The sequence below is a fragment of the Bacillus crepusculi genome (assembly GCF_014764715.1).
GTDB lineage: Bacteria > Bacillota > Bacilli > Bacillales > Bacillaceae > Bacillus.
In genome coordinates, this window is the sequence record NZ_JACXXE010000015.1 from 1 (window position 1) to 15,504 (window position 15,504).

The window sequence follows — 15,504 nt, forward strand, 5'->3', positions numbered from 1 at the left end:
TCATGTTCGTTATCGCTCGTAAGCGACTTTAATATCTTAACATTTCGTATCGGTTAAAGTCAAGAACTTTTTCAATTTCTTTTTTTAACCTCATTGCTGTTTTGCGGCAACGAATAATAATATACCATCTTGATTCTTTCCTTGCAATAGTTTTTTTAAAAAAAGTTTCATTTTATGAAAAATAAAAAGCGCCACGGATAACATGGCGCTTTGATTGATGTATTAACGGTTTCTCATTTGCGGGAAAAGCAGTACATCTCTGATTGATGGAGAATTTGTTAATAGCATGATTAATCGGTCAATACCGATTCCTAGTCCACCTGTTGGCGGCATACCATATTCTAATGCTTCAACAAAATCGTCATCCATTAGATGCGCTTCGTCATTTCCTTCTTCACGTTCTTTTAATTGAGCTTCAAAGCGTTCTCTTTGATCAATTGGATCGTTTAGCTCTGTAAATGCATTTGCATGCTCACGGCGTACGATAAATAGCTCAAAGCGATCTGTGAAGCGAGGGTCTTCTGGGTTTTTCTTCGCTAAAGGAGAAATCTCCACTGGGTGTCCATAAATAAATGTAGGCTGAACCAATGTTTCTTCTACTTTTTGCTCGAAGAACTCATTGATGATATGACCCACTGTCATGTTTTTCGTGATTTCAATTCCGTGATCAGCAGCATGCTGTTTCGCTTCTTCTACAGACATCTCCTGCCAGAAATCTACACCAGTTGCTTCTTTGACCGCTTCAACCATATGGAGTCTCTTCCATTCAGGCTTGAGGTCAATTTCATCTTCTCCGTATTGAATCGTTGTTGTCCCTAGAACCTCTTCGGCAATATGAGCAATCAGGTTTTCAGTTAGGTTCATGATGTCTTTGTAATCTGCGTAAGCTTCGTACAGCTCGATCATAGTGAATTCTGGGTTATGACGAGTTGATACACCTTCGTTACGGAATACACGGCCAATCTCGTATACTTTCTCTAGACCACCGACAATTAGGCGTTTTAAGTGTAGCTCGATCGCAATACGCATATAAAGCGGCATATCAAGTGCATTATGGTGAGTAATGAAAGGACGTGCTGATGCACCACCAGGGATGCTATGCATTGTTGGTGTTTCAACTTCTAGGTATCCTTTAGAATCTAAGTATCTTCTCATGGATTGAATGATCTTGCTTCGCATGATGAACGTCTGCTTACTTTCTGGATTGACAATCAGGTCAAGGTAGCGCTGACGATAGCGTTGTTCTACATCCTTTAATCCGTGATATTTATCAGGAAGCGGGCGAAGTGCTTTTGTGAGAACCTCAAAACTAGACGCTTTAATAGAAAGTTCTCCTACATTCGTTTTAAACACAGTTCCTGTTACACCGATGATATCGCCTAGATCTGAGCTTTTGAATAATTCGTAGGCTTCTTCTCCTACACTATCTTTGCGAACATAGATTTGAATTTGCCCTTCTAAATCTTGAATGTGTGCAAAGCCAGCTTTTCCTTTTCCACGCTTTGTCATCATACGGCCAGCGATTGTTACTTGAGCCGCTTTTTCTTCTAAGTCTTCTTTTGAAAACTCGTCATATTCGGCAATAATTTGCGCAGATTGATGAGAACGGTCATATCGTTCACCGAATGGATCGATACCCTCTTCTCTCATTTTATTCATTTTGTCACGTCTAACTTGGAATTGGTCATTTAATTCTTCGTTATTAAGCCCTTCATTACTCATTTATATCACTCCAATAATGTATTTTGCAGAGAAAAGCAGAAAAACTGCCAGTACACGCACTAGCAGTGAGCTACAAAAAGAAAAATAGTCTTATCCTACTTTTATACTTTGAAGCTCTTTTGCCTCGGCTTCGATCGTAAAGTCATCAAGAACTTGTACAAGCTCCGCTCTCGTTTCACTTTGATTGATTTGATTTCTAACGTCTGCGTTGCCTCGGACACCTTTTAAGTACCACGCTGCATGCTTTCTCATTTCTCTGACAGCGACATGTTCGCCTTTCAGGTCAATGAGTCTGTCTAAGTGAAGTTTGCACACAGACATTTTTTCACGCACGTTTGGTTCTTCTTTCAGTTCGCCCGTTTCTAAATAGTGAACCGTACGATAAATCATCCACGGGTTTCCTAGTGCGGCTCTTCCGATCATGACAGCATCCACACCTGTTTCATCAAGCATTCGTTTTGCATCTTGAGGGGTTTTGACATCGCCATTCCCGATCACAGGAATTGAAACAGATTGTTTTACCTCTTTAATGATATCCCAATTCGCTGTCCCTTCGTACATCTGCACGCGGGTCCGGCCGTGAAGTGCAACAGCTTGTCCACCTGCTCGTTCAACAGCACGGGCATTTTCAATAGCAAAGATATGGTCTTCGTCCCAGCCCATTCTCATTTTTACCGTAACAGGTTTGTCTACTGCTTCTACAACAGCTGAGACCATTTCATAAATCTTGTTTGGATCAAGCAGCCATTTCGCTCCTGCATCACATTTTGTAATCTTCGGTACAGGACAGCCCATATTGATATCAATAATGTCCGCCGTGGTATGCTGGTCTACAAACTTTGCCGCTTCTACGAGTGTGTCCTTTTCTCCTCCAAATATTTGAAGGCTCAAAGGCTTTTCACGTTCATCAATGTATAGCATTCCCATCGTTCTGGCATTGTTGATCAGAATCGCTTTGTCACTGACCATTTCTGCGCAGACTAAGCCTGCTCCAAACTCCTTGACAGTGAGTCTGAAAGCAGAGTTACATACACCAGCCATTGGTGCGAGCACCACTTTGTTTTTTATCTCGATATCTCCGATTTTAAACATCTTTCCCCCTCCTTTCTTCTTCGAGTATTGGTGAAAGTTCTTCCACCGTTATATTTAAAGCATCTGCTATTTGACCAACCATTTGGTTTGTTGGTAATCGATTGCCTCGCTCAATTTCTCCTAAGACAGAGACAGAGATACCCAGTCTTTTGGCGAACCCTTCCTGAGTATACCCTTTTAGCTTTCGGTATGCACGAATTCTTCTACCCCATATGTCTTTTTCCATATGCTAACACCTTCTTGGTCTGTTACGGCATTTATTTGTACTTCGCCGATTTCTGGGCAAATCTCACTCATCGGAACAAGAACGAATAAACGTTCGTACATTCTAGGATGCGGCACTACAAGTTGTTCTGTTTCAATATTTTCACGATTATAAAGTAAAATGTCAAGGTCAGCCGTTCGCGGACCCCATCTCACTTCTCTTGTTCTGCCTAACTCTTGTTCAATGTTCTGAGTAAGTGCTAGCAGTTCTTCTGGACGAAGCGAGGTGGAAATTTTCACAGCCATATTCAAAAAGTCATCTTGGTTCTCGTAGCCTACCGGTGTTGTTTCATATATAGATGAAATCGACTCCACTTGAACATCTGGGTGTTCGTGCAGTTTTTTGACTGCTTCTTTTAGATAGGTTTCCTTTTTACCGATGTTCGAACCTAAAGCGATGTATGCGGTATTGTTCATGTGCGTGATCTCGTCATTTCAATGGCAACGGACTGATAGTGTCCTGGAATTGGCGGGTCTGGCTTAATCACCTTCACTGTACATTCCTGAACTGCATGAAAGTCCTTTAACACTTGGTTTGCAATTCTTTCTGTCAGCGTTTCAACAAGGTTAACCGGCTCTCCTTCTACAATGCTTTTGCAGATTTGGTAGAGCTCTGCGTAGTTGATGGTTTCGTTTAAGTCGTCCGTTTGTCCTGCTTTGCTTAAATCAAGTGAAGCTGTTAAGTCTACACGGAATCGCTGCCCTAATTTATTTTCTTCAGCAAATACTCCATGATAGCCGTAAAATTCCATACCGTTTACATATACTTTATCGATGATAAGCGCCTCCTTTATTCAGCATGGCATCCATCATTTTTGCCATTCTCGCAATTTCTTTCACATCATGTACACGAACCATCGCACTGCCCTTTTGAATCCCAAGACAGACCGTGGCCCCCGTTCCCTCTGTACGTTCTTCAGGCGGCAGGTCTAAGACAGCGCCGATGAATCGTTTTCGAGATGTAGCAAGAAGCAGCGGATAACCAAGATGACAAAAATGTTCGAGCTCATTCATGACCATCAGGTTGTCCTCTTTATTTTTCGCAAATCCGACACCTGGATCTAATATGATCATGTCATCATGGACACCCGCTTGTTTGGCAATTTGAACACTTTCTTTCAAATCTGCGATCATATCTGGAATCAGGTGTGTGTAATTTCGCTCTGGTCGATTGTGCATTAAAATGATTGGCACATTGTGCTTCGCTGCCACATGTGCCATTTGAGGATCAGCTTTTGCTCCCCATACATCATTAATGATGGAGGCTCCCGCTTTCACCGCCTCATCTGCGACACGGGCTTTATACGTATCAATGGAAATAGGCACGTCTAATTCTTTTGTGATCTTCTCAATCACTGGAATCACTCTTGCAAGCTCCTCTTGCTCTGAGACAAGTGCCGCTCCCGGCCGAGTCGATTCTCCGCCAATATCGATGATATGTGCTCCGTCTTCCATCAACTGCGCTGCATGAGCTAGCGCTTTATCTATTTGATTAAACTTTCCTCCATCTGAAAAAGAGTCAGGTGTGACATTTAAAATGCCCATGACCAATGTCTTTTCTTCATAACTAAGGGTGTGGTGCTTGGCTTGTATGATTTTAGGCTGTTTTATCACTTGTTGTGTCATTGTGTCCACCTACTCTTTATATTCTAGACGTTCTTTTGTATATTGTGTTCTCAGCTGTGTTGAGATCGTTCGGTTTGTCAACACAGTCTCTCCTATACGCCCGAAAGGCACAATTCCCTGGACAGAATTGGTCATCCATGCCTCATCAGCCGATAGTAAATGTGACACTGGGTACCGCCCTTCTTCCAGCGAGGCCCCCATAGCATGAAGCATCTCTATACAATATCGACGGGTTACCCCGCTTAAGATACCTGTATCAAGTGACGGTGTATAGACCACATCTTCTTTTCGCCAAAATACATTCGAGGTAATTCCTTCTGCCACATCCTCTTCTTTTGTTAAAAAGATGCCTTCTATCGACGGGTCGTTCCCTACTTCTCTTTTAGCGAGCAGGTTGTTCATATAATGATGAGACTTGAGGCGTCTTGGCCCTTCCGGTGTGTTTCTCCTCGTTTGAAGAATGACTCCCTGCTTCTCATCTAAAATAGATTCGGGCCGGAATGGAGAGATCATGACGAAAACGACAGGCTCTTCATAAGGATCTGCAGAAAATCCATTACCTCTACCTCTGCCCGCAGAGACGTTGAGGCGAATTCTCGCATGACCACCTGCTATATGGTTTTTGTTCAGTAAGGTATGAATGATGTCGAGTACAAATGGTTTCTCTATTGTGGATTCGATGCAAAGGTCACATAACGATTGATTGAGCCTTTCAAGATGCCAATCTAACAGGAAAACTTGTCCTGCCAGGCTGGTAAATGTTTCGAATACACCGATGCCATATAGAAAACCATGATCAAAAGGAGAAAGAGTCGCGTCTTTCTCCTCTATATACTGACCGTTCAGATAAATGATCATGCGTTTACTTCATGCCCCTTTTTACGATAGGTTTCAATGAAATTTTTAAGCATTTCTTTTCCGAAGGACGTCATAATGGATTCAGGATGGAACTGAACACCTTCAATTGGCAGTTCTTTATGGCGAATGGCCATGAGCTCGCCTTCCTTTGTGCTAGCTGTTGCGATAAAGCACTCCGGCAGCGTCTCGTTTTTCACAATTAATGAATGATACCTCGTGGCGACGAGCGGATTTTGGAGTCCGGTGAAGACTCCCTTGCCGTCATGTTCAATCTCTGACGTTTTACCATGCATTAACCGCTCTGCACGGATCACATCTCCGCCAAAGACTTGCGCGATGGATTGATGACCTAAACACACACCAAAGATCGGAATGCTTCCGGCAAAGTGCTTGATTGCCTCCATACTAATTCCCGCTTCATCAGGACTGCATGGCCCTGGAGAAATCATCAGAAAATCTGGATTAAGCTCTTCGATTTCTTGAATGGTTACTTGATCATTCCGTTTCACGATCAATTCTTCTCCAAGCTCTCCTAAATACTGGACCAGGTTGTACGTAAATGAATCATAATTATCAATCATTAATATCATACTCTGCTCACCTCTAACTCAAAATAGTCTCTTCTTTGCTCAGCTGTAATGCTTTTTTTACTGCATAGACTTTTTTAATGGATTCTTTATATTCGTGCTTTGATACAGAATCAATCACAATACCAGCCCCTGACTGCATAAAGGCTTTGCCTTCTGTACAGTATGCCGTACGAATGACGATATTAAAGTGCATATCTTGATTGAATCCAAACCAGCCTATAGATCCAGTATAAAGCCCACGTCTTGTTGGCTCAAGTTCTTCTATAATTTCCATCGTTCTCACTTTTGGAGCACCAGTGATCGTTCCGCCTGGGAATACTGCATGCATGACATCTACTGCATCACATTCAGCACGCAGCTCCCCTTGTACATTCGATACAATGTGCATCACGTGTGAATATTTTTCAATGGCCATAAACTCATTCACCTTTACAGAGCCGTAAGTAGACACGCGTCCAAGGTCATTTCGCTCAAGATCAACGAGCATTACATGCTCTGCCCGTTCTTTTTCATTTTCAATGAGTTCCTTTGCCAGCGCTTGATCCTCAGCATCGTCCTTGCCTCGTGATCTTGTGCCGGCAATCGGTCTTGTTTCTAGTTGAGTGCCTTTTTTCTTAATAAGCAGCTCTGGAGATCCACAAACAATCTGGAAATCAGGCGTGTGCAGATAAGACATATAAGGAGATGGGTTCACTTGACGTAATGTTTTGTATAAATCATACGGGTGAGTATGAAGCGGTTCGTCTTGTCTGATGGATAGATTCACTTGGAACACATCACCGTTTGCGATATATTGCTTAATTTTCTCTACTGCTTCTCCAAAGGTTTCTTCAGTAAAAGGTGCTGCTGGCACAAATTCTGAAGAAGATACACTGACAGGTGATTGTACGGATTCTTCTGAAGTACTTGTCCAGCTTAGCTTCAATTCTTCGAGTCTTTGATGAGCTTCACTCACAGGTTCTGCTCCCTCTGTGTGAGTGATCAGCCATAGCACATTTTCTTCATGATCAAAGACCGCAACATCATTAAACACGAGGAAATACAGATCAGGTGTGTTAAGGTCATCAATTGACAGCATCTTAAAATGCTCGATATATCTTGCATAGTCATAGCTTAAAAAGCCAATCGCCCCGCCTTGAAAGTCAGGGTATTCCTCGTTCGTTTCAGTGTGAAGGGTTTGGAACCACTCCGTAAAGGCTCTGAATGGATCGCCTTCTTTAAACAGCACCTCATCTTGATAATGGATGGTTGTCATCCCGTCTTTCCCCTTCGCTTTAGCAATGGGGTGAATGCCCGCAATGCTGTATGTTCCGCCACGTGCACTTTCAAGGAGGACATGGTGTGTTTCATGTGCAGCTAGTTGTTCGTATCTTTTCAAGAATGCATCTTTCGCAAAAGGAATTTTGATGCCCATCGGCCTGCGTTGTGTCATGTTATCATCCTTTTTCATTTTCATTAATCTTATTGTAATGCAATCCATTTTATTTAGAAAATAGTATTTGCTTTCCATCTTCAGAATTCATGAAAAAACCCCAGCAAATGCTGGGGTGAGTGGTTTAATCGAATTGATAAAGAGGTGTGCTGAGGTAACGCTCTCCATTACTTGGGATGATCGCTAACACTTTTTTCCCTTTACCAAGCTTCTTCGCTGTTTGAAGCGCTGCGTAAATGGCTGCTCCTGAAGAAATACCGCCAAGGATTCCTTCCTCTTTTGCTGCCTTTCTTGCAAGCTCAAATGCATCTTCGTTTTTCACTTGGATAATGCCGTCATATACTTCTGTATTCAAGATGGAAGGAACAAACCCTGCTCCAATTCCTTGAATTTTATGCGGACCTGGCTTTCCTCCTGATAAGACCGGAGAATCTGTTGGCTCTACCGCATAAAGCTGAATAGATGGGATGGCTTCTTTCAGGACTTCACCAGCCCCTGTAATCGTCCCGCCCGTGCCAACACCTGCAATGAACGCATCAAGCTCACCATCAAACTGTTCAAGAATTTCTTTTCCAGTTGTGCGGCGGTGAATCTCCGCATTGGCTTCGTTGCTAAACTGCTGAGGCATGAAATAACCGTGCTCTTCTGCCAGCTCTTCCGCTTTTTTGATAGCACCTTTCATTCCTTCTGCACCTGGTGTTAATACAAGGTCTGCACCGTAAGCGCGTAAAAGGTTGCGGCGCTCCTGACTCATTGTGTCTGGCATAACCAATATCGCATTGATTCCTTTAGCTGCCGCTACCATCGCAAGACCGATTCCCGTGTTTCCACTTGTAGGCTCAATGAGCGTGTCGCCAGCTTTTAATATACCCTTTGCTTCAGCATCTTCGATCATTGCTAACGCAATACGATCTTTCACACTGCTGCCTGGGTTCATATATTCAAGTTTCAAGTAGACATCCGCACTGTCTTCTTCTACTAAACGGTTTAATTTAACGACTGGTGTATTTCCTATTAGTTCAAAAACTGAATTTGCAATACGAGCCATCACTAACACCTCTATCTCCGAGTAATTTTATTGTATTAATATTAAATTATCAATTTCAAAAAATTTTGTCAATGCTTTTAGTCCTGCTCTCCATCGTAAAACCATGTGACTTTTGCTTCTTTCCACAGGGTTTTGACATTCGCCTTTTCACCTAGATCTTCCATGGCGATCTGTCTTTTGATCTGATCTTTGACTTCTTCATAGGAGAAGGAACGGCCATTTAATTTTTCTTTTAATTGAATGATGGCATACCCATTTTTGGTCTCTATCGGCTCTTTCGTCCATTCATCTGGTTGAAGCTTTTGGGCTTCTTGTATGTATAGGGCTGGGATACTCTCTTGCTCTTCTGTCACAAAGCCAAGATCTCCGCCATAGGGTGAGGTGTAGCGATCAATCGAGCGTTCAGCCGCCACGGCTTCGAAGCTAGATCCGCCTTTTAAATCCTTCAACACGCTTTCTGCCTCGCCTCTTGTCTTCACGACGATATGGCGAATACGGTATGAATCATCATATTGATACAGGTCCTTGTTTTTTTCATAAAAGGCTTTGGCTTCTTTTTCAGAAACGACGGCGTCTCTCGTTAAGAGCTGCTCTAATAAAATTTGATAACGAATTTGCTCTTTCCATTCCTTTTCACTTGTATGTCCATCTTCGTAGAAATTATTAGAAACCGCTTTAAGCATGAGTAATTCACGATTGATCTCTTTTGAAGACACCTCCAGCTTGTTTTCCTTGGCAAGCTGATTGACCACCTTCTGATTGATCATTTGTTCAAGTGTTGCCTTTCCGTAGCGGTCTTCCATCTTCTTTAACCATTCCTGACGCGTCACCTTCTCTTTTCCAATGGACGCAATTTCTTCGCCGCTCTTCCCGCTTGTAGAAGCCTGTGACATTTGTGACTTTGTTAATACATATGCAATGACAACGGCATTGATCATGAGCAACACAAGGATAAATGTCCATACCACTCTTGCTTTTAGTCTCATCTTTCGTCTCCTTTCTAAAAAGAAAACCCGCTGCTTAGAGCTTAGCGGGTTATTTCTTCACGTAGCTCTTCTAGCTCTTCTTTTGTAAATACATACGTTTCGTTACAAAAATGGCATTGAGCTTCTGCTTGTCCATCTTGTTCAATCATATCCTCAATTTCGGCTTGTCCTAGGCTGATAATGCCATTAGCAAACCGTTCTTTTGAGCAATTACAAGAGAATTCGACAGGTACAGTTTCTAAAATTTGAGGTTTTTCACCAAGTACTTCTTCTAAAATTTCTTCTGGTGTCATTCCTTTTTCAATGAGTTTAGAAATTGGTTCGATTGTTGATAAACGTTTTTCTAGCCTTTCAATGACTGCATCTTCTGTTCCAGGTAGCAATTGTATGATAAAACCACCTGCTGCGAGAATCGAGTTGTCTGGATTGACAAGGACGCCTACACCTACAGAGGAAGGTACTTGCTCAGATGAGACTAGGTAATAAGTGAAGTCATCTCCAATTTCACCTGAGACGATTTCCGTTTGTCCTGTAAAATGATCCTTCAGCCCAATATCTTTCACAACACTTAGTGTTCCTGTTGTGCCAACTGCACGTCTGACATCTAGCTTGCCATGTTCATTTAAGTCAAAGTGAACTTGTGGGTTAGACACATATCCGCGAACCTGGCCTTTTGCATTTCCATCAGCGATGATGGCTCCGATTGGTCCGCCGCCTTCTATTTTGACGGTTAACTTATTCTCGCCTTTGAGCATAGCACCCATCATGACTGTAGCCGTCATGGTTCTCCCAATCGCTGCTGACGCAGTTGGCCACGTATGGTGTCTTCTTTGCGCTTCATTGATTGTATCTGTTGTGTTTGCAGCATATGCACGGACTTTACCGTCATATGCTAACGCTTTAACTAAGTAATCCATTTGATTTAAACCTCCTATAGTACACCGACACGATTACGTTCATAAATTAATTGGAGTCCTTTTAATGTTAAGAACGGATCGACAATATCAATACAGTCTGATTCATTTCCAATCAATGTAGATAAACCGCCTGTTGCAATGACTTTCGGTGTTTCTTTGGCTTGCTGCTTCATCCGTTTCACTATTCCCTCGACTTGGCCGACATATCCATACAGGATACCTGATTGCATCGCGCTAATGGTATTTTTTCCAACGATGTGATCTGGGCGGACGATTTCAATTCTCGGCAGCTTAGCCGCTCTTGTATATAAAGCCTCTGTTGAGATAGTAATACCCGGTGCAATGGCTCCACCCATGTATTGTTTTTGTTCATTGATATAGCAGTAGGTTGTGGCTGTTCCAAAGTCTACCACAATAAGAGGCGCCCCATATAGATGAATCGCCGCCACCGCATTGACAATTCGATCAGCACCAACTTCCTTTGGATTGTCGCACATAATGTTTAATCCAGTCTTCATCCCAGGCCCTACAATTTGGGGTGAAATGTGAAAGTACTTTTCGCACATTCTTTCTAGCGCAAACATCATTGGCGGGACAACAGAGGAGATGATAATCCCTTCTATTTGGTCAAACATCAGCCCGACATAGTCAAATAAAGACCGGATGGCCATACCAAATTCATCTTCTGTTTTATGACGGCTTGTTTCAATTCGCCAATGGTAGTTTAGATCGCCTTTATGATAAACACCTAAAACGGTATTTGTGTTTCCTACATCTATCACGAGTAACAACTTCATCACCACTTTGAATAGTTTCTCAAAAAGATCATTTTTCGACTTTCTATCATACCATACACGAATCGAGTTCCATTTGTAAACAATTCGAAACCGATCCATTCACGAATTGAAATAAAAAAAGCTGCCGGTGATCCCGGCAGCTTTCATAGAAGGAGATTAAATCTCCTCATCTTCTTTTTTCTTGATGTTTACTTTCACATCATCGTTTTTCTCTTCGTCATCTGCGTATATACGCTCTGGAAGCTTTCCAGTTTCGTAAAGAGATTTAATTTGCTCAGCATCTAATGTTTCAACTTCTAGAAGGGCTTGTGCGATGATTTCTAGCTTATCTTTATTCTCAGTGAGAATTTGTTTCGCACGTTCATAGCTCTCCTTGATGAAACGCTGAACTTCTTGGTCAATTTCGTAAGCAATCGCTTCACTATAATTCGGCTCGTTGTTGAAATCACGACCAAGGAACACTTGACCGCCTTGTGCTTGACCGAATTGAAGCGGACCAAGTTTATCAGACATACCGAACTCCGTCACCATTCTTCTTGCAATGCCTGTTGCACGCTGGAAGTCGTTGTGAGCGCCTGTACTTACTTCACCAAATGTAATTTCCTCTGCAACACGACCGCCGAGTAATCCGACAATTTTATCAAGAAGCTCTGGCTTCGTTTGGAAATAACGATCTTCTCTTGGAAGCATAACCGCATACCCGCCTGCCTGACCACGAGGAACGATGGTTACTTTATGCACCATATCCGCTTCGTCTAGGATCAGTCCAATGACAGTATGACCTGCTTCATGGTAAGCCACGATATTACGTTCTTTCTTCGAAATGACACGGCTTTTCTTCGCTGGTCCAGCGATCACACGGTCAGTCGCTTCGTCGATATCACGCATATCGATTTTCTTTTTGTTATGACGGGCAGCAACTAGTGCTGCTTCGTTTAGTAAGTTCTCAAGATCTGCTCCAGAGAACCCTGGTGTTCTGCTTGCAATGGCTTTTAAGTTGACTGTATCATCAAGCGGTTTGTTTTTCGCATGAACCTTCAGTACTTCTTCACGGCCAATGACATCTGGGCGGTCAACCGTAATTTGACGGTCAAAACGTCCCGGACGTAGCAATGCAGGATCTAAGATATCTGCTCGGTTCGTCGCAGCGATGATAATAATCCCTTCGTTGGCACTAAAACCATCCATTTCAACAAGAAGCTGGTTAAGCGTTTGTTCACGTTCATCATGACCGCCGCCAAGACCTGCTCCACGCTGACGCCCAACTGCATCAATCTCATCAATAAAGATTAAGCAAGGTGCATTCTTTTTCGCATTTTCGAACAAATCACGTACACGTGATGCACCGACACCGACGAACATCTCGACGAAGTCAGAACCACTGATGCTGAAGAAAGGAACGCCTGCTTCTCCTGCAGATGCTCTCGCAAGCAACGTTTTACCTGTACCTGGAGGTCCTACTAGTAAAACCCCTTTAGGGATTCTTGCGCCAAGCTCCGCAAATTTACGCGGATCCTTCAGGAATTCTACTACTTCTACAAGCTCTTGCTTTTCTTCATCCGCACCGGCAACATCTTTAAATTTCACACGCTTCTTCTCTTCTGTGTAAAGCTTTGCCTTACTTTTACCAAAGTTCATGACTCGGCTTCCACCGCCCTGAGCTTGGTTCAATAAGAAGAAGAACAGGATAAAGATGATGATAAACGGAATGATGGTTGTCAAAACTTGCAACCATCCATTTGTTTCAGGTGCTGGTTCTACTTTTACATCTGTATTCTTCAGTGCACTGTAAATTTGGTCAACACCTTGACCATCTGGAACGTGGGTAATGAAGTATTCATCTTTCTTCGCGCCATCTAATTGACCGCGAATTTCATAAACCCCTCTTACAGGCTGAATGGAGATACTCTCCACTTTTCCCGCACTTAAATTTTGCGAAAATTTGCTGTAAGACATGTTCTCAGGCTTTTGATTAGGGGATCCTAACCAACTAACAACCCCTATTACAAGTAATAAAATAAGTATATAAAAAATCGTATTACGAAAAACCCGATTCATTCCTTACCTCCTCCCACAGTAAGCACAACTATGTTCAATAGTATCATAGAAAATCATTCCAATACAACCAATAACCTCATGTATACGCATGCTGATTAGCCTTCGTAAACAGATGGTTTTAACACTCCAATATACGGGAGGTTTCGGTAACGTTCAGCGAAATCCAATCCATAGCCGACAACAAATGCATCTGGCACTTCAAATCCAACATAATCTGCTTTGATGTCTGCTTTGCGGCCGCTTGGTTTATCAAGCAATGTCACAATTTTAATGGAGTTTGCTTTACGGTATCGGAAAAGCTCTACCAGATAGCTCAAAGTTAACCCACTGTCGATGATATCTTCCATAATTAAAATATCTCTTCCTTCAACAGAAGTATCTAGATCCTTGATGATCTTCACTTCTCCAGAAGATACGGTAGACTTTCCATAGCTAGATACATCCATAAAATCAAGTTCTAAATATGTATCAATGTGTTTGATCAGGTCTGCCATGAATGGAAGAGCCCCTTTCAAAACACCAATAGCCAGGGGAAATTTACCATCATAATCGCTGGTTAATGTTGCACCCAGTTCCTTCACTTTTTGCTGGATCTCTTCTTCTGAGATCAAAATCTTTTCAATATCTTGTTTCATGCTTTTGCTTGCCCCCTACAAATTTTCGTGCTGTCTATATTGTAATACAATGAGATCGCTGTTTGTCATATCAATTTCTTCAAAAACGGATTTTTTCAGACCTGGTATCCAGATGATTTGATGATCCGAGTCAGTGACGATCGGCCAGCTGTCTCTTTCTGCAAGAGGCACTTTTTTATCAATAAATATATCCTTCACCTTTTTTGATCCATTCATCCCTTTAAGTTTGATTCGATCACCATTTTTTCGTGAGCGAATGATCAAAGGGAGACGAACATGATCTTTTTGAAGCAAGAAAAAATGATTCCCGTCCCGTGCATCCTTCGGAACTTGATTTGATACCACGATAGACTGTCCATTTGGGAGAAAAAGCTCCTCTCCTAACTCACCCTTTAAGCGATGGGTATAGGACGGATCTATTACAAGCGATCGTTCAAAGGTAAACATACAGTGGTCATAAGACTTGACAGCTTGTAAACCCTTTGGCAAATCTAATGATCCAGACGGTTGTTCCGTATGAGATAACCAGTCCAAAGTCCCTAGAATATGCTGGTTTGAAAACGCTGATTGAGTGTTTTCATAAAGATAGTTTAATATTAGTTGAATGCCTCTTCTTTGTAAAGGCAAAGGCAGGTCAAGCAAAGGCTTCGTTTTGATCTCGATTTGCTTAGGCGATTGATTCGTTATCACTTGGTTCATTTGTTCCTTTGTTAATGCCTGTAAGTATTGCTCATCCTCAGTCAGCATGTCACTTACAAACTGAAAGCTTTCATGTACATGAGGCGCCTCTTCCTTTAACACGGGAAGAATGTGTCTTCTTATCCGGTTTCTCAAGTAGTCATCTGTGTGATTGCTTTGATCAATGACATAGGGAACATGTTCTTGCTTACAAGCTTTTAGCACTTCGTCCTTAGAATATCCAATCAGCGGACGAATCAGCCAACCTTCTTGAAAAGGTCGTTTTGCTTGTATACCTGCGAGGCCTATCCCAACAGTCCCTCGCGTCAGCCTCATCATCATTGTTTCTACTTGGTCGTCTCCATGATGTGCAAGCGCTATAAATTGCGCATTGTACTGCTCCATCAATTGACGAAAGAAAGCATATCTGCACTCTCTTGCAGCTGCCTGTTTGTTTAAGCGGTTTTCTTTTGCATATTGGGTGACCTGTATGCGGGCCGATTTCAAAGGGATCTCTTGCTCCTTGCAGTAAGCTTCAACAAAGGCCAAATCAGCAAAGGATTCTTCTCCTCTGAACATGTGATCTACATGGGCTGCAATCAGCTGAAAGGAACCTTTTCGACGCTTGTTTAGTTCATGCAGTAAAAGCATAGAATCCGGTCCGCCGGAAACCCCGACAATGACTGTCGTATTTTCAAGGAAAACATCATGTTTTTTCAAAAAAGATTCAATTCTATTCACAACTGCCTCCTCGCAAAGAGCAGGTAATTTAAAGATATACATATCCTATCACTTTCAGTA

Annotated in this window: 15 protein-coding genes and 1 pseudogene; all 16 read right to left on the minus strand. The window is 42.3% G+C overall.

Translation table 11 applies throughout. The features are described from left to right. Positions 1 to 222 precede the first annotated feature (222 nt). Complete coding sequence (gene lysS / locus IEE86_RS17315) at positions 223 to 1,722, minus strand: lysine--tRNA ligase (protein WP_191098293.1); 1,500 nt, start codon at positions 1,720 to 1,722, stop codon at positions 223 to 225. A 90-nt stretch (positions 1,723 to 1,812) separates the two neighbouring features. Continuing rightward, positions 1,813 to 2,814 carry a tRNA dihydrouridine synthase DusB gene (dusB, locus tag IEE86_RS17320; protein WP_191098294.1) on the minus strand — a complete coding sequence of 334 codons (1,002 nt, stop codon included), beginning with the start codon at positions 2,812 to 2,814 and terminating at the stop codon, positions 1,813 to 1,815. After that, entirely contained in the window at positions 2,807 to 3,040 is a 234-nt protein-coding gene (locus IEE86_RS17325; protein ID WP_191098295.1) for a helix-turn-helix domain-containing protein, read from the minus strand. Before IEE86_RS17325 ends, dusB begins: the two co-directional genes overlap by 8 nt. Then, complete coding sequence (gene folK / locus IEE86_RS17330; RefSeq protein WP_191098296.1) at positions 2,992 to 3,495, minus strand: 2-amino-4-hydroxy-6-hydroxymethyldihydropteridine diphosphokinase; 504 nt, start codon at positions 3,493 to 3,495, stop codon at positions 2,992 to 2,994. The genes IEE86_RS17325 and folK overlap by 49 nt, the downstream gene beginning before the upstream one ends. Continuing rightward, positions 3,492 to 3,854, minus strand: coding sequence for a dihydroneopterin aldolase (gene folB / locus IEE86_RS17335; protein WP_191098334.1), 363 nt, complete (start codon positions 3,852 to 3,854; stop codon positions 3,492 to 3,494). Before folB ends, folK begins: the two co-directional genes overlap by 4 nt. Continuing rightward, the gene (gene folP, locus IEE86_RS17340; protein ID WP_191098297.1) at positions 3,847 to 4,704 is read right to left on the minus strand and encodes a dihydropteroate synthase; all 858 of its coding nucleotides are present in this window, start codon (positions 4,702 to 4,704) and stop codon (positions 3,847 to 3,849) included. Before folP ends, folB begins: the two co-directional genes overlap by 8 nt. A gap of 9 nt (positions 4,705 to 4,713) precedes the next feature. Continuing rightward, positions 4,714 to 5,562: an aminodeoxychorismate lyase gene (gene pabC, locus IEE86_RS17345; RefSeq protein WP_191098298.1), complete on the minus strand. Its 849-nt coding sequence runs from the start codon at positions 5,560 to 5,562 to the stop codon at positions 4,714 to 4,716. Further along, a complete protein-coding gene (gene pabA / locus IEE86_RS17350) occupies positions 5,559 to 6,152 on the minus strand; it encodes an aminodeoxychorismate/anthranilate synthase component II (protein ID WP_191098299.1) in 594 nt (197 codons plus the stop codon). The genes pabC and pabA overlap by 4 nt, the downstream gene beginning before the upstream one ends. A 13-nt stretch (positions 6,153 to 6,165) precedes the next feature. Further along, a complete protein-coding gene (locus IEE86_RS17355) occupies positions 6,166 to 7,584 on the minus strand; it encodes an anthranilate synthase component I family protein (RefSeq protein WP_191098300.1) in 1,419 nt (472 codons plus the stop codon). Positions 7,585 to 7,708: 124 nt separating this feature from the next. Further along, positions 7,709 to 8,632, minus strand: coding sequence for a cysteine synthase A (gene cysK, locus IEE86_RS17360; protein WP_191098301.1), 924 nt, complete (start codon positions 8,630 to 8,632; stop codon positions 7,709 to 7,711). A 77-nt stretch (positions 8,633 to 8,709) separates the two neighbouring features. Next, positions 8,710 to 9,618 carry a peptidyl-prolyl cis-trans isomerase gene (locus IEE86_RS17365; protein WP_191098302.1) on the minus strand — a complete coding sequence of 303 codons (909 nt, stop codon included), beginning with the start codon at positions 9,616 to 9,618 and terminating at the stop codon, positions 8,710 to 8,712. Positions 9,619 to 9,659: 41 nt separating this feature from the next. Continuing rightward, positions 9,660 to 10,535, minus strand: coding sequence for an Hsp33 family molecular chaperone HslO (gene hslO, locus IEE86_RS17370; RefSeq protein ID WP_191098303.1), 876 nt, complete (start codon positions 10,533 to 10,535; stop codon positions 9,660 to 9,662). A 14-nt stretch (positions 10,536 to 10,549) separates the two neighbouring features. Continuing rightward, on the minus strand, positions 10,550 to 11,326 hold the full coding sequence (locus tag IEE86_RS17375; protein WP_191098304.1) for a type III pantothenate kinase: 777 nt from the start codon (positions 11,324 to 11,326) through the stop codon (positions 10,550 to 10,552). Positions 11,327 to 11,488: 162 nt separating this feature from the next. Beyond that, the gene (ftsH, locus tag IEE86_RS17380) at positions 11,489 to 13,390 is read right to left on the minus strand and encodes an ATP-dependent zinc metalloprotease FtsH (RefSeq protein ID WP_191098305.1); all 1,902 of its coding nucleotides are present in this window, start codon (positions 13,388 to 13,390) and stop codon (positions 11,489 to 11,491) included. 95 nt (positions 13,391 to 13,485) lie between these two features. Further along, positions 13,486 to 14,025, minus strand: coding sequence for a hypoxanthine phosphoribosyltransferase (gene hpt / locus IEE86_RS17385; protein ID WP_008357399.1), 540 nt, complete (start codon positions 14,023 to 14,025; stop codon positions 13,486 to 13,488). Beyond that, positions 14,022 to 15,444: pseudogene (tilS, locus tag IEE86_RS17390) on the minus strand (tRNA lysidine(34) synthetase TilS). The gene hpt and the pseudogene tilS overlap by 4 nt, the downstream one beginning before the upstream one ends. Positions 15,445 to 15,504: the final 60 nt, after the last annotated feature.

What these genes read in the sequence shown, in the direction of transcription:
- lysS (WP_191098293.1), bottom strand. Translation starts at nt 1,722, where the DNA reads ATGAGTAATGAAGGGCTTAATAACGAAGAATTAAATGACCAATTCCAA.
- dusB (WP_191098294.1), bottom strand. Translation starts at nt 2,814, where the DNA reads ATGTTTAAAATCGGAGATATCGAGATAAAAAACAAAGTGGTGCTCGCA.
- IEE86_RS17325 (WP_191098295.1), bottom strand. Translation starts at nt 3,040, where the DNA reads ATGGAAAAAGACATATGGGGTAGAAGAATTCGTGCATACCGAAAGCTA.
- folK (WP_191098296.1), bottom strand. Translation starts at nt 3,495, where the DNA reads ATGAACAATACCGCATACATCGCTTTAGGTTCGAACATCGGTAAAAAG.
- folP (WP_191098297.1), bottom strand. Translation starts at nt 4,704, where the DNA reads ATGACACAACAAGTGATAAAACAGCCTAAAATCATACAAGCCAAGCAC.
- pabC (WP_191098298.1), bottom strand. Translation starts at nt 5,562, where the DNA reads ATGATCATTTATCTGAACGGTCAGTATATAGAGGAGAAAGACGCGACT.
- pabA (WP_191098299.1), bottom strand. Translation starts at nt 6,152, where the DNA reads ATGATATTAATGATTGATAATTATGATTCATTTACGTACAACCTGGTC.
- IEE86_RS17355 (WP_191098300.1), bottom strand. Translation starts at nt 7,584, where the DNA reads ATGACACAACGCAGGCCGATGGGCATCAAAATTCCTTTTGCGAAAGAT.
- cysK (WP_191098301.1), bottom strand. Translation starts at nt 8,632, where the DNA reads ATGGCTCGTATTGCAAATTCAGTTTTTGAACTAATAGGAAATACACCA.
- IEE86_RS17365 (WP_191098302.1), bottom strand. Translation starts at nt 9,618, where the DNA reads ATGAGACTAAAAGCAAGAGTGGTATGGACATTTATCCTTGTGTTGCTC.
- hslO (WP_191098303.1), bottom strand. Translation starts at nt 10,535, where the DNA reads ATGGATTACTTAGTTAAAGCGTTAGCATATGACGGTAAAGTCCGTGCA.
- ftsH (WP_191098305.1), bottom strand. Translation starts at nt 13,390, where the DNA reads ATGAATCGGGTTTTTCGTAATACGATTTTTTATATACTTATTTTATTA.
- hpt (WP_008357399.1), bottom strand. Translation starts at nt 14,025, where the DNA reads ATGAAACAAGATATTGAAAAGATTTTGATCTCAGAAGAAGAGATCCAG.